This window comes from Rhodococcus sp. NPDC058639 (genome assembly GCF_042717545.1).
Lineage (GTDB): Bacteria > Actinomycetota > Actinomycetes > Mycobacteriales > Mycobacteriaceae > Rhodococcus.
This window is the reverse complement of the sequence record NZ_JBHXRF010000003.1, coordinates 470742-492239: the sequence shown is the minus strand read 5'-3', so window position 1 is coordinate 492239 and position 21498 is coordinate 470742. Positions and strand designations below refer to the sequence as shown.

The window sequence follows — 21498 nt, the reverse complement described above, 5'->3', positions numbered from 1 at the left end:
GGCGCGACGCGGTCGTCATGCCCAGGTGGACTCGGCCCGGGAGCTGAGAAAGTCGCCTTCGCTGGTCACGGGTGCCTCGAGCATGCCCGCGCACGCGTCGACGAGGAAGTAGGCGAAGCCGGTCCAGTCCGGCTCGACGGGTTCGCGCTCGAGACGTTCTTCGTACTCGGCGCACGCGTCGATCACCATGTGACCGAGAAGCCACGACCGGCCGGTGATGACCGACTCGGGAAGATCCGACACCGTGGCCCGTGCCCGACCGATGAGGTGGACGATGTCCGGGTCCGCCGTAGTGTTCGCAGCCACGGTGGCGACCATCGAGGGCACCGTACGCAGTTGCCGGAGAAAACGCGCTCGCCAACTCGGGACGGGAAGCGCGGCCAGCTGGTCCGTCAACGGAACGATGAGGCAGCTCAACAGGTCACGTAGTCCCGGCTCGGGACCGAGCATCTCGACCAGTTCCCGCCGCCGGCGCCGCGCGTCCTCGGAATACCGCATCATCGTCGCGCGCACGAGCGCGTCGCGGCTGCCGAAGTGGTAGCTGACGGCGGAATGGTTCGCGTTGCCGGCGTGCTCGGCGATGCGCCGGTTCGATACCGCGTCCACTCCGAACGTGGCGAAGAGCTCCTCGGCCGAATCGAGGAGTGCCTGTCGTACCTGGTCGCCGTACGTGCCCACGGTCGTTGCCGCCGCCTTTCTGTTTCGGGTCACCAGTGTGCCCAGTGCCCATGGGACGAAGGTCACCAACGTCCGGCTTGTCGAGTTTAAGACATGCCGCGTAACTTTTTAAGTCGGGCAGCGTATTTTCTGGAGCACACCGGGAGCCGCGTCAGCCTGGACACCCGAGGAGATACGAATTGACCGACACACTCGCGCCCGAGAAGAGCGGCCCGCCGGGAGGTGACGCCGACGAGGCCGACCTCGCACGTGCTCGCAAGGAACACATCGGCCGCTACGTCGCGATGATCCTGCTGCCGTTCGTGATGGTCTCGATGATGATCACGGGCTACCTGGCCGCGATGCACTCGCCTGCCCCCAACAACATGCCGATCGCTGTGGCCGGGCCCTCCCAGCAAGCGGAGCAGTTCGCTCGCGCCCTCGAGGACGCCGATCCCGACGCCGTGGACGTCCGTGTCGTCTCCGGCGCCGCCGCCGCTCGTGATCTCGTCCTCGCCCGTGAGGTATCGGGCGCGGTGTCACTCGCCGAGAACGGCACCGCGACGGTGTACACGGCCGGTGCTGCCGGTGCCTCACAGTCGTCCATGGTCAGCGGCCTGCTCGCACCGCCGGTGCTGGGACAGGGCCTCGATCTCGTGGTGGAGGATCTCGCCCCGCTGCCTGCGCACGACACTGCCGGACTGGCGGCGATGTTCATGGCCACGGCACTCATGCTCGCGGGCTACATGCCGTTGAGCGTCATGCTGTCGAACTCGCCGGAACTCCTGCGGATCCGACGTGTGGTCCCGCTGCTGGCGGGATGGTCGGCCCTCATCGCCTTCCTCGTGTGGCTCGTGGCCGGCCCGGTCCTCGGCGCGGTCGAGGGCAACACCGCCGCAGTCCTGGGTATCTCCTGGCTGTCCGTCTTCGCCGTCGGCGCGGTGCAGTTGTTCCTCACCCGCATTCTCGGCCCGATGGCCGTGGTCGCCGGCATGTTGTTCCTGATGGTTCTCGGCGTTCCCGCGTCCAACATGGGAATGTCGGTGCACGCGCTGCCGTCGCTGTATGCGACTCTGCACGGTTTCCTTCCGACCGCGGCCACCGGCGAAGCGCTGCGTTCGGTCCTGTACTTCGGAGGCGATGGCCTCGGCGGTCACCTGCTGGTACTCGCTGTCGGAGCCGTGCTCGCGCTTGCCGCGACGGTGGGTGTCGACGCGTTTAAGCGTCGTCGCAATCCCGACGCGGGCGATCCCGAGATCACGTTGCCGTCGCTGACCGCAGGACCGCGTCCCACGAGCAACCGCGTGCGGTACGTGACGTTGGCGTTCTTCCCGCTCGGCATGGTCGTGATGATGCTGTCGTTCATGCTCGGTGGGATGTACCAGCCTGCCCCGCGCGACATGCCCGTCACCGTGGTCGCCGCGACGACCGAGCAGGCCCAGCAGGCGGTCGCGGGTCTCGAGGAGAACATGACCGGCCTCTTCGATCTGCAGGCGTCCGACTCGGTCGACGAGGCGCGTGCCGCCGTCCAGGACCGCACCGCCGTCGCCGCGTACGTGCTCCCGTCCCAGGCTTCGCCCACCGCGACTCTGATCACCAACGAGGCCGCTGGTGTGAGCCAGCAGCAAGTGGTGTCGACCGTCTTCGGGCAGGTCGCCGCCGGTTCACAGATGCCACTCACCACCGAGAATCTCACGCCGCTGCCGGGCGCAGACTCCATGGGAACGGTGACGCTCTACGTCGCCATGGGCTGGATCATGTCCGGGTTCATGCTCGTCGTCGTCGGCAGCAACGCCCAGCCCGCGGCGATGCGTCTGCGTCGGTTCCTGCCCATCGCGACCGGATGGTCGGTGTTCATGTCGGCCGTGATCTGGGTGATCGCGGACCCGATCGTCGGAGCCCTCGACGGTCACTTCTGGCCGCTGTTCGGCACGGGAATCGTCGCGATCTTCTCGACTGCCATGTTCACCGCGGTACCCGCACGGCTGTTCGGTCTGCTCGCGGTGCTTCCGGTGGTCGCCATCCTCATGTTCGTGGGCGTCCCCGCATCCAACGGTGCGATGTCGATGTACATGACACCGGAGATCTTCAAGACGCTGCACGACGTGCTGCCGATGCCTGCTGCCGTGGAGTCCGTCCGGTCGATTCTCTACTTCGGCGGCGACACGGTCGGAAGCCACCTCGTGACCTTCGCGATCTGGGGCGCGGTCTCGCTCGTGTGCCTCGTCGTGATCGACGCCGTACGGGCGCGGTCGGCCGCACGGAAGCAGGCCGTCGAGGCCTGACCCCGGGTTGTCCCACCCCGGCCGGCGATGCGCACCCGCGCGTCGCCGGTCAGGTGTGTGCGGGCGTGATCATCATCGAGGCCGAGTCGATGTCCTCCTTGTCGAACGCCTCGAGTACGGCACGGGTGAGCGAGCGACGCACACCCCACTGCTTGCCGGCACGCACACGTACCGTCAGTCGCAGTGTCACTACCCCGGCGCTCACGGAGTTGACCCCGAGCAACTCGGGCTTGTCGAGCACGTCGGCCACGATGTCGTCGCCCTCGACCCGGTCGAGCACCGCACGCAACGCCACCTGGCAGGCCCGGTGCACGTTGGCCGTCGGGGCGATCGGGATGTCGACCACGGCGACCGCGTGTCCCTGGCTCATGTTGCCCACCCTGAGGATTTCGCCGTTGCGGCAGAACCACAGGGTCCCGTCGATGTCGCGGATCGTGGTCACACGCAGACCCACCGATTCCACCGTGCCCACGGCATCGCCCACATCCACGACATCACCCACCCCGTACTGGTCTTCGAGAAGCATGAACATTCCCGAGATGAAGTCCCGGACCAGGTTCTGTGCACCGAAACCGAGCGCAACACCCGCGATGCCGGCGGAGGCGATGAACGGTGCGACGTTGAACCCGAGACTGTCGAGCGTCTGCAACACGGCCCAGACCAGCACGATGATCGACACACCCGATTTGAAGACCGAGCCGATGGTCTGGGCGCGCTGCATTCGGCGTTCGCGCGCGTGTGGGTCGCCCGGGGTCTTGCCCGCTCGTTGCTGGAGCGGCTTGAGGATCGAGAGCCGGGGCCCCTTGGAGGGGTCGCGGGGCCTGGTCATCCGGTCGATCAAACGGTGCAGCACGAACCGCAGCACGATCGCCGCGGCGATATAGCTTGCGATCGCCAACGGGCGTTCGATGAGCCACTCGCGGTTGGTCTCGGTCAGTTCGAAAGCAAGGCTCGGGGAAGGCAGATTCGGCATAGACATTGTTCGCGAGTGTACAAATCTGTGACCGGTGGGGCAGATGGTATGCGATGTGACACCGGCATGTTCGGGGCGTGCTCAACCGAACACGACGAGCCAGACCGCGACGGCATGACACAGCGCGGCGAGCACTGTCGCGGCATGAAAGAACTCGTGGTAACCGAAGGTCGAGGGCCAGGGGTCCGGCCATTTCGTGGCATACAGGATGGCGCCGACGCTGTAGAGCAGACCGCCCGCCAGCAGCAGCAACATCGGCACCAGCCCCGCCTCGGCGACGAGATCGCCGGCGACGGGCACGATGGCCCACCCGAGCAGGAGGTAGAGGGGAACGCCGACCCATCGGGGCGCGGTGGGCCAGAGCATCTTCAGTGTCACGCCCGCGAGCGCTCCCGCCCACACCACGACGAGGAGGGTCCGGCCGGTCTCGGCGGGTAACGCCAGCACGGCGAACGGCGTGTAACTCCCGGCGATGAAGACGAAGATCATCGAGTGGTCAGCCCGCTTCATCCACATGCGCGCGCGGGGATCGGCCCAATTGACCCGGTGATAGAGCGCGCTCACGCCGAAGACGCCGCAGACCGTCGCGCTGTAGATCGCGGTCGGCCACACCGCGTCCGGACGATCGGCCAGGAAGGCCGACGCGAGGACGAGGGTGATCCCTGCTACCACGGCGATCATGAAAGCCCACAGGTGAATCCATCCCCGCATACGGGGTTTGACCGGCAATTCTTCGATGCCGAAAGCCGTCATGAGGACGCCCCACCTTCTTTACTCGCAGGTAACCTACGGTCCCGTAGGTCGAGTTCGAGGTCACGATACCGCTTGGTGAAGCGTCGCGACCGGCAGTGTGACCACCGCCGCGAACCATCATTCGGGTGGGCGTAATGTGACCCACGTGGTGATGACGGGGTGAGCGCTCGAGGCGTGTTGTACCGACTCTACGAGCGCCGGTTGCTCAGGCAACTGGAGGGCGCACAGCGCCCGTGCCATGTCGCGGTGATGTGCGACGGGAACCGCCGGTGGGCCCGCGAGAACGGGTTCACCGACGTCAGTCACGGTCACCGTGAAGGCGCGAAGAAGATCGCCGAACTGCTCGGCTGGTGTGACGCCGCCGGGATCGACACCGCGACGATCTACCTGCTCTCGACCGAGAACCTGCGACGCGCGCCGGAAGAACTCGACGTCCTTCTGGAAATCATCGCCGACGTCGTCGAGGAGATCTCGGCGCCGGGCCAGAACTGGAGCGTGAAGATCGTCGGCGCGCCCGATCTGCTGCCGGAGGACCACGCGAAGAGGTTGCGCGACGCGGCCGCCGGTACCGCCGGGCGTACCGGGACGCATGTCAACGTGGCCGTCGGATACGGCGGCCGGCAGGAGATCGTGGACGCAGTGCAGTCTCTGCTGCGCACGAAGAATGCCGAGGGTCTCACCGGTACCGACCTCATCGAATCGGTGACCGTCGAAGCGGTAGACGACCACCTCTACACCTCCGGGCAACCCGATCCCGATCTCGTGATCCGCACCTCCGGGGAGCAGCGGTTGTCGGGCTTCCTGCTGTGGCAGAGCGCCTATTCCGAGATCTGGTTCACCGAGGCGTACTGGCCGGAGTTCCGGCGCGTCGATTTCCTTCGTGCACTGCGCGACTACGCGGCCCGGCACAGGCGCTTCGGCATCTGAGCCGGCGCCCCGGGGCCGTCAGAGCTTGCGCAACCGCAGCCTGTTGATCGAGTGGTCGGAATCCTTGCGCAGCACCAGCGTTGCGCGGGGACGGGTCGGCAGGATGTTCTCCACCAGGTTCGGCAGGTTGATCGAGTGCCAGATCTCTTTCGCGGCGCTGATCGCATCGCGATCGGAGAAGTTCGCGTAGTGGTGGAAGTGCGCCTGGGGATCGGCGAACGACGTCTTCCGGAGCGCGAGAAACCGCTCTACGTACCACTGTTCGATGTCTTCGAGACGGGCGTCGACATAGATCGAGAAATCGAAGAGGTCGGAGACCATCAGCCGAGGACCGGTCTGCAGCACGTTGAGGCCCTCGATGATGAGAATGTCGGGCTGCCGCACGATGTGGTACTGGCCGGGAATGATGTCGTACGAGATGTGTGAATAGATCGGCGCCGTGACTTCCTCGGCACCGGACTTGACCTCGGTGACGAAGCGAAGGAGCTTCCGGCGGTCGTAGCTCTCGGGAAAACCCTTGCGATGCATGATGTTGCGTCGCATCAGTTCTTTCGACGAATACAGGAATCCATCGGTGGTCACCAGGTCCACCCGCGGATGGTGTTCCCAGCGCGCAAGCAGTGCCTGCAGCACGCGCGCGGTGGTGGACTTGCCGACCGCGACCGATCCCGCAACACCGATCACGAAGGGCACCTGCTGGTCCGGGTGCTTCTCGCCGAGGAAGGTGGCGGTCGCGGCGAACAACCGCTGACGCGCGGCCACCTGTAGGTGGATCAGGCGGGCGAGGGGCAGATACACCTCCGCGACCTCGGCGAGGTCGATCTGCTCGCCGAGTCCCCGGAGCCCCACCAATTCGTCCTCGGTGAGGACGAGCGGCGTCGACTTCCGCAGTGTGCGCCACTGCTTCCGATCGAACTCGATGTAGGGGCTGGGTTCGCTCAGGCGAGCCATCGGCACCGTCCCTCGACGACGGATGACTCGTCGGCACCTCCCACGGAGCGGGAGCGGCGATGCATGTCCATGGAACGAATTGTGCTCGCAGACACAGCGCGATGCCTCGTCGGGGTCCCGTCGCGTGCCCCGGACTACCCCCGGAGGACGAGTGGGGGACTAGGGTTGCACGTTATGCGAGCGGACGACGTCGTTACCGAATACCTGCTGCTCGGGCTGTCTTTCGACCGCCTCGAGGAGGGATTCGTCGATGCGTACACCGGAAATCCGGAACTGCGCCGGCGGATAGAGAACGCGCCCAGGCCCGACCCTCGTGACCTATCCCACACGGCACGTCGTCTGCGCGAGGAACTTCCGTCGGCCTCGCTGTCCGAGGAGCGCACGCGATTTCTCGACGTGCACCTGCGCGCGATGGAGTGTTCCGCCCGCAAGTTCGCAGGTGAGGACATCGGATTCGTCGACGAAGTCGAGGCGTACTTCGACGTGCGTATCGCCCCCGGCAACGAGGACGACTACCGCGACGCGCACCGGCGCCTCGACTCGTTGCTCCCCGGGCCGGGACCACTGGCCGAACGTCTTCAGGCCCACCGCGCATCCGAGGTAGTGCCCGCCGACCGCCTCGCAGAGTGTGTCGAAGCCTTCTCGGGTGCGCTGCGCGAGAAGGTGCGCGCGGTGTATCCCCTGCCCGACACCGAACGAGTCGAGTACGAGGTCGTCGGCGACAAGCCGTGGTCGGGCTTCAACTACTACCTCGGCGACTTCCGGTCGCGGGTGGCGATCAACTCCGACCTCGAGCAACATATGCCGCACCTGCCGCATCTGATCGCCCACGAGTCGTACCCGGGGCACCACACCGAGCACTGCCGCAAGGAGGCCGGACTCGTCGCGGCCGGCCAGGCCGAGCAGACGCTGTTCCTCGTCAACACCCCTCAGTGCCTGATGGCGGAAGGCCTCGCCGACCTCGCGCTCGACGCGATCGTCGGACCGGGCTGGGGCAAGTGGGCGCAGGACATCTACGCCGACCTCGGACTGCGGTTCGACGGGGAACTCGCCGAACAACTGCACGACGCGTCGGCGGGCCTGCTGTCGGTGCGGCAGGACGCGGCACTTCTCCTGCACGACCGTGGCCGCGACGCCGACGAGGTCGCGGGATTCCTCGAGCGCTGGTCGCTGTCCAGCCCGCAACGTGCCCGGCAGGCGCTGCGATTCCTGTCGTCTCCGCTGTGGCGCGCGTACATCAGTACGTATGTCGAGGGATACCGCCTGCTCGGCGGGTGGCTCGACCGGGCACCTGCCGGAGCGGACCGCGCCGAGCGGTTCCGCCGGCTTCTCGACGAACCTCTCGTGCCCAGCAGCCTGCGATGACCTGCCTCCCGACCGGGGTCCGCCGTCCGGTGGGGTCGACGGGGTTCGTAGACTGGAATACGTATCCCGCCGCCCTTCGCTTGGAGAATTCTCGATGACCGCTGTGCCCGGCAACGACATGAACACCGCCGCACTCGCCGACCTCGATCCCGAGGTCGCCGAGGCAATGGCAGGGGAGTTGTCGCGCCAGCGCGACACGCTCGAGATGATCGCGTCGGAGAACTTCGTGCCGCGCGCCGTACTGCAGGCTCAGGGCAGCGTCCTGACCAACAAGTACGCCGAGGGCTACCCGGGCCGGCGTTACTACGGTGGCTGCGAGAACGTCGACATCATCGAAGACCTCGCCCGCACCCGCGCCAAGGAACTCTTCGGTGCGGAATTCGCCAACGTGCAGCCCCACTCGGGCGCCCAGGCCAACGCCGCGGTGCTCATGGCCTTGATGACCCCCGGCGAGAAGCTGCTCGGGCTCGATCTCGCGCACGGCGGTCACCTCACGCACGGCATGAAGCTGAACTTCTCCGGGAAGCTGTACGACGTCGCGTCCTACGGGGTCAGCAAGGAAGACCACCGCATCGACATGGACGAGGTGCGCGACATCGCCCTGCGGGAAAAGCCGAAGGTCATCGTCGCCGGCTGGTCCGCCTACCCCCGCCACGAAGACTTCGCCGCGTTCCGCGCGATCGCCGACGAAGTCGGTGCCTACCTGTGGGTGGACATGGCGCACTTCGCGGGACTGGTCGCCGCGGGCCTGCACCCGTCGCCCGTGCCCTACGCGGACGTCGTCTCCACGACCGTCCACAAGACGCTCGGCGGTCCGCGTTCGGGCCTGATCCTCGCCAAGAAGGAGTGGGCCAAGAAGCTCAACTCCGCGGTGTTCCCCGGTCAGCAGGGCGGACCGCTCATGCACGCCATCGCCGCGAAGGCCGTCTCCTTGAAGATCGCCGCGAGCGACGAGTTCAAGGACCGCCAGCAGCGCACCCTGTCCGGCGCGCGGATCCTCGCCGATCGCCTGTCCCAGCCCGACGTCGCGGACAAGGGCATCTCCGTGCTCACCGGAGGCACCGACGTGCACCTGGTGCTCGTGGACCTGCGGAATTCGCAGATCGACGGCCAGCAGGGTGAGGACCTCCTCCACGAGGTCGGCATCACCGTCAACCGGAACGCCGTGCCGTTCGACCCGCGCCCCCCGATGGTCACCTCCGGCCTGCGCATCGGAACCCCCGCTCTCGCGACCCGGGGCTTCGGCGACGCGCAGTTCACCGAGGTGGCAGACATCATCGCGCAGACGCTCGTCGGCGACGCGGACAAGGATGCTCTGCGGGCTCGCGTGAGCAAGCTCGCGCAGGATCTGCCGCTGTACGAGGGACTCGAAGACTGGAAGCTCGTCTGAGCGGTTCCGCGTTAACGCAATTTTCATCGACACGCCCCCTCCGCTACCCGGCGGAGGGGGCGTGTCGGGGTTAGCGTCGGGGGTGTAGTCGGCGCAGGTGCCGGGTACGCGGGAGGTCCCTGATCGTGTGGCTGACACAGTCCGAGCGAGGGGGCCGGCACCAGGCTCTCGTGGTCGTGACGACACCAGGGACTACCGGCCCACCGAACGAAGTCTGCCGCGGTGCTGTGCAGATCGAGGAGCCTCACGTGAATGCAACACGCTCCGTCTCCCCCCGTTCCGAACGCCCGAGTGCGTCCGCAGCGACGAAACCCCTCGTCCGTACCTACGTGCTGGACACATCGGTGTTGCTTTCCGACCCGTGGGCAGTCGCCCGGTTCGCCGAACACGAAGTGGTGCTTCCACTCGTCGTGATCGGCGAACTCGAAGGGAAACGTCACCATCACGAACTGGGATGGTTCGCCCGCGAATCGCTCCGCCTGCTCGACGACCTGCGACAGCGATACGGCCGACTCGACCAGCCGATCCCTATCGGGGAGTCCGGCGGCACCCTGCATGTCGAGCTCAACCACACCGATCAGGCGGTCCTGCCCGCGGGCTTCCGCACCGACACCAACGATTCGCGGATCCTGGCGTGCGCGCTCAATCTGGCGGGCGACGGGCGCGAGGTGACGCTGGTCAGCAAGGACATACCGCTCCGCGTCAAGGCGGGTGCAGTGGGTCTGACGGCCGACGAGTACCGAGCGCAAGATGTCGTCACGTCGGGGTGGACCGGCATGACCGAACTCGACGTGGATCGGCCGGTGATCGACGAGTTGTTCGCCGAGGGCGTCGTCGATCTCGATGAAGCTCGGGACATACCGTGCCACACGGGTATTCGCCTTCTGGGAGGTTCGTCGAGTGCGCTGGGCAGGGTGACGGCGGACAAGAGGGTCCAATTGGTGCGCGGCGATCGGGAGGCGTTCGGGTTGCACGGGCGTTCCGCGGAACAGCGGGTCGCGCTGGACCTGCTGCTGGACGAGTCCATCGGCATCGTCTCGCTCGGCGGCAAGGCAGGCACCGGGAAGTCCGCGCTCGCGCTGACCGCAGGCCTCGACGCGGTGCTCGAGCGTCGCTCGCACCGCAAGGTGGTGGTGTTCCGGCCGCTGTACGCCGTGGGCGGTCAGGAACTGGGATACCTGCCGGGAACGGAAGCCGAGAAGATGAACCCGTGGGGTCAGGCGGTGTTCGACACCCTCGAGGGTCTCGCGAGCCCCGCGGTGATGGACGAGGTCATCAGCCGCGGCATGCTGGAAGTGCTTCCCCTGACCCACATCCGTGGCAGGTCGCTGCACGACTCGTTCGTGATCGTGGACGAGGCCCAGTCCCTCGAGCGGAACGTCCTGCTGACGGTGCTGTCGCGGCTGGGGGCGGGATCACGCGTCGTGCTCACCCACGACGTCGGCCAGCGCGACAACCTCCGTGTGGGACGGCACGACGGTGTCGCCGCGGTCATCGAAAAGCTCAAGGGTCACCCGCTTTTCGCCCACGTCACCTTGACGCGCAGCGAGCGGTCGCCGATTGCGGCACTCGTGACCGACATGCTCGAGGAGTTCGCGCCGGGAGTGTGAAGACGGCGTGCGGTGGCCTTTCCGCGCGCCGCACAGCGTGACCGGCCCGATGCCCCGTTCCCTCCTGCCGAGGGAACGGGGCATCCGGCTATCGGGTCTCGCCCGTGTCGGTACCGGTGAGCGGTCCCAATTCGGCTTCGAGGACTTCCTGGACCACACGCATCGCGGCCAATCCCGCGGGAGCGCCGCAGTACGCGCTGCAGTGGATGACCGATTCGACGATCTCGGTGCGGGTCAGGCCGTTGCGCAGGGCGCCGCGGACGTGCCCGCGCAACTCGTTCTCCGCGCGCAGGGCGATGAGCATGCCGAGGTTGAGCAGGCTGCGGCTACGTCGATCCAGACCGGGTCGCGACCACACCGCGCCCCACGCGTGCTCTGTGACGAACTCCTGCATCTCCTCCGAATCGGTGCCACGTGCCCGCTCGAAGGCCCGCTCGACGAAGTCGTCTCCCATCACTTCGCGCCGGATCTCGAGTCCCGCTGCGAACCCCGGGCTGTACTCGGCGTCGGACATGGCACTGCTCCCTCGTCGGACGTCACCGACGGGTTCGGCGACGGCCGAATTCTATGCCGCTACCATCCTGTGACAGCGCGGACGGTGCCTCGCAGCACCCCCAGCGCGACATTGCCGGGGGAGAAGTGGTCGTCCCACACCGCGATCCGGCCGTCGCGCAGATGGAACGTGCCGCACACCCAGAAGTCGATCGCGACCGGCCCCACGCGCAGGATGTCGGTCCGTTCGGTGAGCACCACGTCGCCGTCCGTCGCGATGTGATGGATCACGACGTCGAACCCGAACGACGGGCGTCCCAGCCCGGCAAGGATCTTCCGCACCAAGCTCTTGCCGCGCACGGTCGGCAAGGAGGTGTTGTGCCACGCGATGTCGTCGGTGATCAGATCCGAGGCGGTCGTGAGGTCCGCCGATGCCAACGCGTCGAGGAAGCTCCGTACCGTGACGATCGAACCGCCGGAGGTCGGGATTGTCGTGGTGTTCTCGGTCATGTGTCTCCTTGTACGGATGGCGCGATCCGTAGGCGTCCCGGCATCCGGGCGTCGGGTTGCGTCGAATCCTAGTGGGAGCCGAGACCCCGCGCCGCCGATCGGGACCGCTCGTCGAATCGGCGGAAACGCCAATTTCGTCGTCGAGATCGGGCACTCTGGGAATCGGTGTGAGTCCGAACTTCCGGCAGTGCCGAGTGTCGGGGCTGCGAGCCTTCGAGGAGCGACGCCATGAGAATTCCACGACGAAGTGCGTCCATCGCAGCCGCAGTGGCTGCGGTCGGACTGGTGGCCGCCGGTTGCGGCGACGACGGCAATTCGGCGCAAGACGCGTTGGGCAGCGCGACCAGTGCAGTCGGATCGGTGGCCGAAAGCGTCGGGTCGCAGGCGCAGAGCGCGGTCGAGTCGGTCACGGCCGGTGAGGACGCCGAGAGTACCGGTGCGGCGGAACCGTCGGAGCCGGCGGCCGACCAGTCGAGTGCCGTGCCCGGGCCGAACGGCGAGGAAGTCGAGCTCAGTGGCCCGATTCTTGCCAAGTACATGGAGGTCGGGGGCGCGGACAGTCCGCTCGGCAACGCCACCGGCAACCAGGAGGAGGTCGGTGACGGCTATGTCGCCGAGTTCGACGGCGGCATCATCGCCTGGAGCCCGGACACCGATGCCCACATCGTGTGGGGCGAGATCCGTGTCGCGTGGGAGGCGGATGGCGGCGCGGGCGGCGTGCTCGGCTTCCCGATCAGTGACGAGGAAGTCGTTCCCGGAGGCTTCCGCAGCAACTTCCAATTCGGCTACATCACCTACATCGACGGTGCCACCGAGGTCGTCCAGGAATGACGCGCGCCCGCGCCCACGGGATCAGTCCTCGGGTTCGACGCGCGCCATGGCGAGTACGTCGAGGCGGCGGTCGAGTTCTTCCTCGCTGAGGTTCTCACCGATCAGGCCCCGGTCCACCACGGTCTGCCGGATGGTCTTGCCTTCCTTCAGCGCCTCCTTCGCCACGGCCGCGGCTTCCTCGTACCCGATCGCGGAGTTGAGCGGCGTCACGATCGACGGCGACGACTCGGCGAGGGTGCGCAGACGCTCGACGTTGGCGGTGAGTCCTTCGATGCAGCGGTCGGCGAACAGGCGGGAGACGTTGGCGAGCAAACGGATCGACTCGAGCAGGTTACGGGCCATCACCGGGATGTAGACGTTGAGTTCGAACGCGCCACCCGCACCGCCCCATGCGATTGCTACATCGTTGCCGACCACCTGCGCTGCTACCTGCGTAACCGCTTCGGGCAGAACCGGATTGACCTTGCCCGGCATGATGGAGCTGCCCGGCTGCAGATCGGGAAGGCGGATTTCCCCGAGACCGGTCAGCGGGCCGGACCCCATCCAGCGCACATCGTTCGCGATCTTGGTGAGTGACACCGCGAGGGTGCGGAGCGCGCCCGACGCCTCCACGAGTCCGTCGCGTGCCGCCTGCGCCTCGAAGCTGTCGAGTGCGGGCCGGAGCGCCTCGACGCCCGTGGCCTTCACGAGTTCCGCGACCACACGTACACCGAAGTCCTCGGGTGCGTTGAGGCCGGTGCCGACGGCGGTACCGCCGATGGGCAGTTCACCGAGCCGCGGCAACGTCGCTCCGAGTCGCTCGATTCCCGCTTCGATCTGGCGGGCGTAGCCGCCGAATTCCTGTCCGAGTGTCACGGGCACGGCGTCCATCAGGTGCGTGCGACCGGACTTGACGACGGTGCGCCACTCCTCGGATTTCGCGGCCAGTGCAGCGCGGAGGTGTTCGAGTGCGGGGATCAGATCCTTCACGACTGCTTCGGTCGCGGCGACATGCGTCGCGGTGGGGAAGGTGTCGTTCGAAGACTGCGACATGTTGACGTCGTCGTTGGCGTGCACGTCCACACCGGCCCGCTTCGCCAGCGACGCGATGACCTCGTTGGTGTTCATATTCGAACTGGTGCCGGACCCGGTCTGGAACACGTCGATCGGGAACTGGTCGTCGTGCTTGCCCGCGGCGATCTCGTTCGCGGCGGCGATGATCGCGTCGGCCTTCGCGGGATCGAGCAACCCCAGGTCCTTGTTGACCTGGGCGCATGCGCCCTTGAGCAGGCCCAGTGCATGGATCTGCGCCGGTTCGAGTGCCCGACCCGAGATCGGGAAGTTCTCGACGGCACGCTGAGTCTGGGCCCGCCACAGGGCATTCACCGGAACCCGGACTTCACCCATCGTGTCGTGCTCGATGCGGAACTGCTGGGAAGACTGTTCGGATGTGTCGGTCATGAATCCACCGTATGCCCGGCACAGTCGCGATGCGGGGCGGCACGACGACACAATCCGTCGAACCGCCCCGCACCACAGACGAGATCAGGGCATCGGAGGCGCAGCGCCCTCGACTCCGTGGAAGTCGATGGACGAGAACTCACCGAGCTTTTCGAGACGGTGGTACGCCTCGACCATCCGCACCGTGCCGGACTTGCTTCGCATGACGATCGACTGCGTGGTCGCGCCGCCACCGTAGTAGCGGACGCCCTTGAGCAGGTCGCCGTCGGTCACGCCGGTCGCGCAGAAGAAGATGTTCTCGCCCGTGACGAGTTCGCGGGTCGTGAGGACCCGGTCGAGATCGTGGCCGGCGTCGAGGGCCTTCTGGCGCTCGTCGTCGTCGGTCGGAGCGAGCTGCCCGTGCAGTTCGCCGCCCATGCAGCGGAGCGCCGCCGCGGCGATGATGCCCTCGGGGGTACCACCGATCCCGAGCAGCATGTCGACGCCGGAGTCCGGACGTGCCGTCGCGATCGCACCGGCGACGTCGCCGTCGGAGATGAGCCGGATACGGGCGCCGGTTTCACGGGTCTGACGGATGATCTCGGCGTGCCGCGGACGGTCCAGGATGATGACGGTGGTGTCGGAGACCGCGCGGTTCTTCGCCTTCGCGACCCGGCGGATGTTCTCCGCGACGCCGGCGGACAGATCGATCACATCGGCAGCCTCGGGGCCCACGGCGATCTTGTTCATGTAGAACACCGCGGACGGATCGAACATCGAGCCGCGCTCGGCGACCGCGAGCACCGCGATCGATCCCGGAGCGCCCTTCGCCATCAGGGTGGTGCCGTCGATCGGGTCGACCGCGACATCGCAATCCGGGCCGTCGCCGTTGCCGACCTCTTCGCCGTTGTAGAGCATGGGCGCTTCGTCCTTCTCGCCCTCGCCGATCACGACGACGCCCTGCATGGATACCGAGCTCACCATGTGACGCATCGCGTCGACGGCGGCTCCGTCGCCGCCTTCCTTGTCGCCGCGTCCCACCCAGCGACCCGCAGCCATCGCCGCTGCTTCTGTCACACGCACCAACTCGAGTGCGAGGTTGCGGTCCGGAGCTTCGCGACGAGATGGGGTGCTGGCCGTCATGGGCTACTGCCTCCTGAAGATTTTCGGTCGACGCGGGGCGCCGGCACGTGGGCGGCCGCCGTTCGGCGCCCGCACGATCCGATACGTGTATCGCGTCCTGATTGTCTCACCACCGCCGCTCGCGCAGCCTGCCGGACCCGGGCGGCGTCGGCACGTCCAGCATCGGGCTGTCAGACTGGATGCGTGGCATCCGACAAACCCCGCATCCTCAACGACTCCCGCGACATGGCCTGGTCGCTGATTCCGTTGGTCGCGCTGTGTCTTCTCATCGCTGCGATCGCCAGCCAGTGCTCGTTCAGTCCGGGTGGACCGACCGCCGGTCCGGTGCCGTCGTTCGACGTCGATGCAGGTCTGCAGTACGACGCGCAGGAACTCGGCTTCCCGATCCGTCAGCCGGAAGTCCCGGACGACTGGCAGGCCAACTCGGGTAGCCGCAGCATCATCTCCGGCGCCGAGGGTGGCGACTCGAGCACCGTCGGGTACATCACGCCGGCGGGCCGGTACGTCAGGTTCACCCAGTCGAACGCGGGCCAGACCGAACTCGTGTCGTTCGTCGCCGGAGGCTCGCGCGCCGTCACCGACCTCCGCGAGGTCGACGGGCGCGAATGGGTCGTCTACGGCGGCGAGGGCGTCGAACCGCTGTGGGTGTCCGACTTCGGAGATGTCCGCATCCTGATCGGCGGATCCGGCGACGAGGCCGAGTTGACCGCCCTGGCAACCGCCGCAGATCAGGCCGAGCCGATCGTGCCCTGAGAGGGCTTACTCCTCGTCGTACTCGTCGGCGTCCTCGTCCGAGTCGAGGTCGTCCGCGTGGGCGAGCGCACTCTCGACACGCTCACGGGCACCGGCAAGATGCTCCTCGCAGCGCTTGGCGAGCGCTTCGCCGCGCTCCCACAGCTGAAGGGATTCGTCGAGGTCGAGCCCGCCCTGCTCGAGCATCTTCACGACGCCGACCAGTTCGTCCCGCGCCCGCTCGTAGCCGAATTCCCGCACGTCGGCGTTGGCGTCGTCCACAGTTCTTGCCTCAGTTCTCGTATTCGTCATTTTTCGTGTCCCATGACCGCGGCCCGGGCCGCGCCGTCGGCCACCCGCACCCGGAGCTGGGTGCCGATGGGCATCTCGCCCAGCGAACGCACCACCTCGGGGGCTCCGTCGGGCACGATCCGCTGCACGACGGCGTACCCGCGTGCCAGGGTCGCAGCCGGTCCGAGCGTGCTCAAGCGGGCGCGCATGTGTTCGAGCGTCGACGACGCCATCGCGATCGTCCGCCCGATGTCACGCCGCCCGGCCTCCCGGAGCCTGTCTATCTCCTCGTGCCTGCGATCGAGCGCACGGAACGGGTCGGCCAGCACCGGCCTGTCGCGCAGTTGCGCGATCACGTGTTCTTCCCGCCGCACCCAGCTGCGCAGCGCCGACGCGGAGCGGGCCCGCAGTTCGTCGACCAGCACTTGCTCCGCGACGGCATCGGGGACCACACGCTTGGCCGCGTCGGTGGGTGTCGCGGCTCGCAGATCGGCGACGTGATCGGACAGCGGGCTGTCCGGCTCGTGTCCGATGGCACTGACCACGGGGGTCGTGCAGGCGACGATGGCCCGGCACAGTGCCTCGTCGGAGAAGGGCAGCAGATCTTCCACGCTGCCTCCGCCGCGGGCAAGGATGATCACGTCGACGGCAGGGTCCGCGTCCAGTGCCTCCAGTGCGTCCAGGATCTGCGGGACAGCGGTCGGGCCCTGCACGGTGGTGTGCCGTACATCGATCTGTACCGCGGGCCAGCGTCGTTGAGCGACCGACACCACGTCACGTTCGGCTGCGCTGGCCCTGCCGGTAATCAGCCCGATACGACGGGGGAGGAACGGCAGCGGCCGCTTGAGCCGCGGATCGAACAGACCCTCGGCTGCCAGCAGACTCCGCAGCCGTTCGATGCGGGCGAGCAGTTCACCGATCCCGACGGCGCGGATCTCCGTGACCCGCAGCGACAGGGTGCCGCGACCCGCCCAGTAGGTGAGCTTGCCGAACATGATGACGCGGCTGCCCTCGGTGACCGGCACCGGTGAGTTCTGCAGCAACTGAGGGGAGCACGTGACCGGCAACGACATGTCGACGGAGGCATCGCGCAGGGTCAGGAACGCCGTCCGGGTGCCCGGGCGCGCATTGATCTGGGTGACCTGGCCTTCGACCCAGATGGTGCCGAGCCGATCGATCCACCCGGCGACCTTCTGCGAGACGGTGCGGACCGGCCACGGATTCTCCGGAGAATTGGGCCGCGCCGCGGATTGCGCCGCCGTCACTTGTCACGCACGGACGTGACCCGGTTCGACAGCATCGTCATGAACGGGGCGCGCGCCGCGTGTGCGGTCTCGTAGTCGAGCAGAGCGGTGAGATCCTCGGCCGAGAGGCTACGAAGACGCGCGCGCAACTGCGCGAGCGTCAACGAGTCGTAGTCGAGATACTCGACGATCTCGGGAACGTCGGCGGTCTTCGTGGCGGTGGATTTCGCAGCCGCAGACTTACCGGCGGCCTTCTTCGCCGCACGCTTCTTCGGCGCCGGTGCCGCCACATCGGGTGCGGGCTTCTCCGCGGTGGAGGGGCCCGGTTCGTCGGCAGCCGGCGGCGGTGTCGAATACAGGGCGAAGCGGCCGGGGGTGGCCGACCCCTCACCGTTCGTGTCGGTGCTCGTGTCCGATGGAGTGGACTCGTCGAACACCGCCCACTCCGGGTTTTCCTCGGGGCGTGCGCCGAGAGACTCGAAAAGATGATCGCCCTTGATCGCCAGCGACGTCAGCACCTGCTGAAACCGCATCGTCGTCTGAAGGATCTGGCTCACCGTCGTCATCGGTAGCGAGACAGCGGTGCTCGGCAGTTTGAGGGTCTCTTCGTAGGCGGTGACGGCCATGCCGGCGGCCACCCGTGCCATGAACGGTGGACGGATCATCCCTCAAGCCTGCCCGATGAACCGCATGATTGGTAGCCGAGCCGGGCCCGGGGATCGCCCGGCCCGTACTCTGGTGGTATGTCTGCGTCTGTTCCACTGGAAGTCGGGATCACTCGATCGGCCCATAGCGCGGCCTCGGGCAAACGAGTGCTCCTCGCCGAACCGCGCGGTTACTGCGCCGGTGTAGACAGGGCTGTCGAAACGGTCGAGAAGGCCCTCGACAAGTACGGAGCACCCCTCTACGTCCGCAAGGAAATCGTGCACAATCGGCACGTCGTCGAGACTCTCGCCGAGCGTGGTGTGGTCTTCGTCGACGAAACCGACGAGGTTCCGCCGGGATCGGTGCTGGTGTTCTCGGCGCACGGTGTGTCACCGGCAGTTCACCAGTCCGCCGCAGAACGTGAACTCCGCACCATCGACGCGACCTGCCCGTTGGTGACCAAGGTCCACCAGGAAGCCAAGCGCTTCGCGCGCGACGACTACGACATCCTGCTCATCGGTCACGAAGGCCACGAAGAGGTCGAAGGCACCGCCGGCGAGGCCCCCGAGCATGTTCAGCTCGTCGACGGACCCGACGCCGTGGATTCTGTGACGATCCGTGACCCGGAGAAGGTCATCTGGCTCTCCCAGACCACGCTCAGCGTGGACGAGACGATGCAGACCGTGCAGCGACTCCGGGAGAAGTTCCCTCAGCTGCAGGATCCGCCGAGCGACGACATCTGCTACGCCACTCAGAACCGGCAGGTCGCGGTGAAGGCCATGGCTCCCGAGTGCGACCTCGTCATCGTCGTCGGGTCACGCAACTCGTCGAACTCGGTGCGTCTCGTCGAAGTGGCGCTCAATGCCGGTGCGCGTGCGTCCTACCTGGTCGACTACGCCCGCGAAGTCGACCCGGCGTGGCTGGAGGGTGTCGAGACGGTGGGCATCACCTCGGGTGCGTCGGTGCCCGAGATCCTGGTGCAGGGCGTCGTCGATCTGCTCGACGAGCACGGTTTCCACGACGTGCGGTCGGTCACCACCGCCAACGAGACCTTGGTGTTCGCCCTGCCGCGCGAGCTGCGCGCGGCGCGCCGGTGACCGCCGGTCAGTCCTCGTAGCGGTCGCGGTACCGCACTTGCGGCGGCTCGTACGTCGGCGCGGGGTGCGGTGCGACGGCCGGACGCGGCTCCCTGCGGACTGCCTCGGGTGCCGGCGGACGGCGGCGCGGTGCGCGCTCGTCGACCGGCGGCACGAAATCTGTGCGAGGCGGACGCGGGCGCCGCGGCGTGCGTGCAACGTGCGGCGCGGGGTCGACGGCGCGAGCACCGTCGCTGACCGGGGCCGGGCGGCGTCTGGGTGCGGGTTCGGACCGGGTGTCGGTGACGTCGCGTACCGATGCGGTCGGCGGCGGTGCCTTGCGCACGGGCGCGGCGCCCGCCGCAGCCGAGGGCTTCGCGGACCTGGGATTCGCACGCGGAGTGCTGCGTGTCCGTCTCGGCTCGCTGTCCCGATCCGCCGTCCTGCGACCTGCGGCGCGTGTCCTCGATGCCGAACGTGCGCGCTGCCGCGGGGCACGCGAACGTGCTCCCCCCGCGCTCTGCTGAGCGGCGTAGATCCGGAAGCCGCCGATCAGGAGCGCCACGACCGTGGCGAGAAGCATGGCCGGGAACCTGTTCACCAGCGGGTATGCGACGTTGAGCAGGAGGTCTTTGAGCCCGGACGAGCTTCCCGTCGAAATGATCTCCTGGCCCAGCGGGACCGCCACCATGAGAAGCAGCGGCGGTTGTGCCATAGCGGTGAACAGCCCACTATGGCGCACCGCGACCACTGCCGCGATGCACCCGAGCACGTAGAACGCGGTGAACGCGGAAGTGAGTTCGTTACCACGCGCGGCGTCGATCAGAATCCCGACGGCGGTGGACCCCGCCGCGATGGCGAGCGCACCCCACCACGGCACGCCCGGCACCGTCGAAATCAACGACCGCGTGTCGAGCGGCACCGCCGAGCGGGCACGTTGGGTTGCAGACACGAGCTAAACACTAGCGCGGCGGCGTCAGCTTGCTTCGTCGACAGGACCGTCGGATTCCGTTCTGTCTTGCTGCGTGCTCCGGCGAGGCCAGGCGTCGACGCGTCGCACCTCGGGTACGTCGCCGTCGAAGATCTCCAAGTCGTGGAGCTTGCGGGCTGTGACTCCCACTCTTGTCTCCATCGACGACACCGTCACGTTGAAGGACTCGACGGCCTTGCCCAGTTGTGACCCGAGGCGGTCGAGATGGGAACCGACCGCGCCGAGACGCTGATACAACTCGCGGCCCAGCCGGTGGATCGTCGCCGCGTCGCGGGACAGCGCTTCCTGCCTCCAGGTGTGCGCGATGGTGCGTAACAGCGCCACGAGCGTCGTGGGGGTCGAGAGGATGACGTTCCGCGCGAAGGCGTACTCGAGCAGATCGGGATCGGCACCCAACGCGGCATCGAGAAACGGATCGCCCGGGACGAACAGCACCACGAACTCGGGGCTCGGGTCGAACGACTCCCAGTAGGCCTTGGCGGACAACTGGTCGACGTGGGTGCGTAGCTGCCGTGCGTGGCGGGTCAGGTGCTTGGTGCGCTCGGCGGGATCATCGGCTTCGGCGGCATCGAGGTAGGCGGCGAACGGCACCTTCGCGTCGACCACGATCTGTTTGCCGCCCGCCAGGTAGACGACGAGGTCGGGCCGCACACCGTCTTTGCCGACCTGCGTGTCGAAGTCACAGTGCCGGACCATCCCGGCGAGTTCGACGACGCGCTCGAGCTGGATCTCACCCCAGCGTCCGCGAACCTGCGGTGCCCGGAGCGCAGTGACGAGCTGTTGCGTCCGGGTGGAGAGCAACTGCGACACCCGGTGCATCCCTTCGACCTGCTCGGTGAGTCCGGCGTACGCGTGCACGCGGCTCCGCTCGACCTGCTCGACCTGCCGGGCGAGGGCGCCCACCGCGTCGTGCAGCGGATCCACCAGGCGTGACACCTGCTCGCCGATCGCGCCGGACTGCCGTCGTGCGGCGTCCTCGCTCACCGCGGCCAGCGACTGCCTCAGCTGTGCTTCGTTCCCGCGCAACGCGGCGAGCTCGGACTCGGCCCGCGCCGCGCGTTCACCGTCGTGCGAGGCGCGGGCAAGCCACCCGAGAACGGCGCCGAGAACGAGGGCCACGAGCAGTCCGAGTGCCGTGAGTGCGGTCATGTGGCGCATGATGCCGCATCCGTCCGACACCCGCCCGGAACCCGGAGGTGTCGGAACGCTCCTC

21 protein-coding genes are annotated in these 21498 nt (G+C 67.5%); 8 read left to right on the top strand and 13 right to left on the bottom strand.

All coding sequences use genetic code 11. The features are described from left to right. Positions 1-15 precede the first annotated feature (15 nt). A complete protein-coding gene (locus ACFWU2_RS08010) occupies positions 16-744 on the bottom strand; it encodes a TetR/AcrR family transcriptional regulator (RefSeq protein WP_378603581.1) in 729 nt (242 codons plus the stop codon). A gap of 113 nt (positions 745-857) precedes the next feature. On the opposite strand from ACFWU2_RS08010, the gene ACFWU2_RS08005 reads away from it, so the two are divergent. Then, the gene (locus tag ACFWU2_RS08005) at positions 858-2942 is read left to right on the top strand and encodes an ABC transporter permease (RefSeq protein WP_378603578.1); all 2085 of its coding nucleotides are present in this window, start codon (positions 858-860) and stop codon (positions 2940-2942) included. Between the two features lie 49 nt (positions 2943-2991). Here ACFWU2_RS08005 and ACFWU2_RS08000 read toward each other — a convergent pair whose 3' ends face one another. Together ACFWU2_RS08000 and ACFWU2_RS07995 are read right to left on the bottom strand one after the other, a co-directional pair. Next, complete coding sequence (locus tag ACFWU2_RS08000) at positions 2992-3921, bottom strand: mechanosensitive ion channel family protein (protein ID WP_378603575.1); 930 nt, start codon at positions 3919-3921, stop codon at positions 2992-2994. A 75-nt stretch (positions 3922-3996) separates the two neighbouring features. Beyond that, complete coding sequence (locus ACFWU2_RS07995) at positions 3997-4668, bottom strand: hemolysin III family protein (RefSeq protein WP_378603572.1); 672 nt, start codon at positions 4666-4668, stop codon at positions 3997-3999. A gap of 159 nt (positions 4669-4827) precedes the next feature. Between ACFWU2_RS07995 and ACFWU2_RS07990 the strand changes: the two genes are divergently transcribed. Next, positions 4828-5595, top strand: a complete 768-nt coding sequence (locus tag ACFWU2_RS07990; protein ID WP_378603569.1) for an isoprenyl transferase — start codon at positions 4828-4830, stop codon at positions 5593-5595. An 18-nt stretch (positions 5596-5613) separates the two neighbouring features. Here the strand turns inward: ACFWU2_RS07990 and coaA are convergent, their stop codons facing one another. Continuing rightward, positions 5614-6546, bottom strand: a complete 933-nt coding sequence (gene coaA, locus ACFWU2_RS07985; protein WP_378603566.1) for a type I pantothenate kinase — start codon at positions 6544-6546, stop codon at positions 5614-5616. Positions 6547-6720: 174 nt separating this feature from the next. Here coaA and ACFWU2_RS07980 point away from each other — a divergent pair, with 174 nt between their 5' ends. The 3 genes from ACFWU2_RS07980 (at position 6721) to ACFWU2_RS07970 (ending at position 10911) form a co-directional block, all read left to right on the top strand. Continuing rightward, positions 6721-7911: a DUF885 domain-containing protein gene (locus ACFWU2_RS07980; protein WP_378603563.1), complete on the top strand. Its 1191-nt coding sequence runs from the start codon at positions 6721-6723 to the stop codon at positions 7909-7911. A gap of 94 nt (positions 7912-8005) precedes the next feature. Continuing rightward, positions 8006-9301, top strand: a complete 1296-nt coding sequence (gene glyA, locus ACFWU2_RS07975) for a serine hydroxymethyltransferase (protein ID WP_378603560.1) — start codon at positions 8006-8008, stop codon at positions 9299-9301. Between the two features lie 248 nt (positions 9302-9549). After that, positions 9550-10911, top strand: coding sequence for a PhoH family protein (locus tag ACFWU2_RS07970; RefSeq protein ID WP_378603557.1), 1362 nt, complete (start codon positions 9550-9552; stop codon positions 10909-10911). An 88-nt stretch (positions 10912-10999) separates the two neighbouring features. Here the strand turns inward: ACFWU2_RS07970 and ACFWU2_RS07965 are convergent, their stop codons facing one another. Both ACFWU2_RS07965 and ACFWU2_RS07960 read right to left on the bottom strand, forming a co-directional pair. Then, entirely contained in the window at positions 11000-11425 is a 426-nt protein-coding gene (locus tag ACFWU2_RS07965) for a carboxymuconolactone decarboxylase family protein (RefSeq protein ID WP_378603554.1), read from the bottom strand. A 59-nt stretch (positions 11426-11484) separates the two neighbouring features. Then, on the bottom strand, positions 11485-11913 hold the full coding sequence (locus ACFWU2_RS07960) for a limonene-1,2-epoxide hydrolase family protein (RefSeq protein ID WP_378603551.1): 429 nt from the start codon (positions 11911-11913) through the stop codon (positions 11485-11487). Between the two features lie 228 nt (positions 11914-12141). Between ACFWU2_RS07960 and ACFWU2_RS07955 the strand changes: the two genes are divergently transcribed. After that, positions 12142-12744: an LGFP repeat-containing protein gene (locus tag ACFWU2_RS07955; RefSeq protein WP_378603548.1), complete on the top strand. Its 603-nt coding sequence runs from the start codon at positions 12142-12144 to the stop codon at positions 12742-12744. A gap of 21 nt (positions 12745-12765) precedes the next feature. Here ACFWU2_RS07955 and ACFWU2_RS07950 read toward each other — a convergent pair whose 3' ends face one another. Both ACFWU2_RS07950 and glpX read right to left on the bottom strand, forming a co-directional pair. Next, positions 12766-14184, bottom strand: a complete 1419-nt coding sequence (locus ACFWU2_RS07950; protein ID WP_378603545.1) for a class II fumarate hydratase — start codon at positions 14182-14184, stop codon at positions 12766-12768. A gap of 84 nt (positions 14185-14268) precedes the next feature. Continuing rightward, the gene (glpX, locus tag ACFWU2_RS07945; protein ID WP_169621549.1) at positions 14269-15306 is read right to left on the bottom strand and encodes a class II fructose-bisphosphatase; all 1038 of its coding nucleotides are present in this window, start codon (positions 15304-15306) and stop codon (positions 14269-14271) included. Between the two features lie 183 nt (positions 15307-15489). On the opposite strand from glpX, the gene ACFWU2_RS07940 reads away from it, so the two are divergent. After that, positions 15490-16059, top strand: a complete 570-nt coding sequence (locus ACFWU2_RS07940) for a DUF4245 domain-containing protein (RefSeq protein WP_378603542.1) — start codon at positions 15490-15492, stop codon at positions 16057-16059. A gap of 6 nt (positions 16060-16065) precedes the next feature. On the opposite strand, the gene ACFWU2_RS07935 is transcribed toward ACFWU2_RS07940, so the two are convergent. From ACFWU2_RS07935 to ACFWU2_RS07925, 3 genes are read right to left on the bottom strand one after another with little or no spacing between them, the layout of a single operon-like run. Further along, positions 16066-16350 carry an exodeoxyribonuclease VII small subunit gene (locus tag ACFWU2_RS07935; protein WP_169621551.1) on the bottom strand — a complete coding sequence of 95 codons (285 nt, stop codon included), beginning with the start codon at positions 16348-16350 and terminating at the stop codon, positions 16066-16068. Beyond that, on the bottom strand, positions 16347-17594 hold the full coding sequence (gene xseA / locus ACFWU2_RS07930; RefSeq protein WP_378603539.1) for an exodeoxyribonuclease VII large subunit: 1248 nt from the start codon (positions 17592-17594) through the stop codon (positions 16347-16349). The genes ACFWU2_RS07935 and xseA overlap by 4 nt, the downstream gene beginning before the upstream one ends. Then, positions 17591-18238, bottom strand: a complete 648-nt coding sequence (locus tag ACFWU2_RS07925; RefSeq protein ID WP_378603536.1) for a lipid droplet-associated protein — start codon at positions 18236-18238, stop codon at positions 17591-17593. Before ACFWU2_RS07925 ends, xseA begins: the two co-directional genes overlap by 4 nt. 78 nt (positions 18239-18316) lie before the next feature. Here ACFWU2_RS07925 and ACFWU2_RS07920 point away from each other — a divergent pair, with 78 nt between their 5' ends. After that, positions 18317-19315: a 4-hydroxy-3-methylbut-2-enyl diphosphate reductase gene (locus ACFWU2_RS07920; protein WP_378603533.1), complete on the top strand. Its 999-nt coding sequence runs from the start codon at positions 18317-18319 to the stop codon at positions 19313-19315. 7 nt (positions 19316-19322) lie between these two features. Here the strand turns inward: ACFWU2_RS07920 and ACFWU2_RS07915 are convergent, their stop codons facing one another. Further along, on the bottom strand, positions 19323-20246 hold the full coding sequence (locus tag ACFWU2_RS07915) for a DUF6542 domain-containing protein (RefSeq protein ID WP_378603529.1): 924 nt from the start codon (positions 20244-20246) through the stop codon (positions 19323-19325). 24 nt (positions 20247-20270) lie between these two features. Continuing rightward, positions 20271-21434, bottom strand: a complete 1164-nt coding sequence (locus ACFWU2_RS07910) for a DNA recombination protein RmuC (RefSeq protein WP_378603526.1) — start codon at positions 21432-21434, stop codon at positions 20271-20273. Positions 21435-21498: the final 64 nt, after the last annotated feature.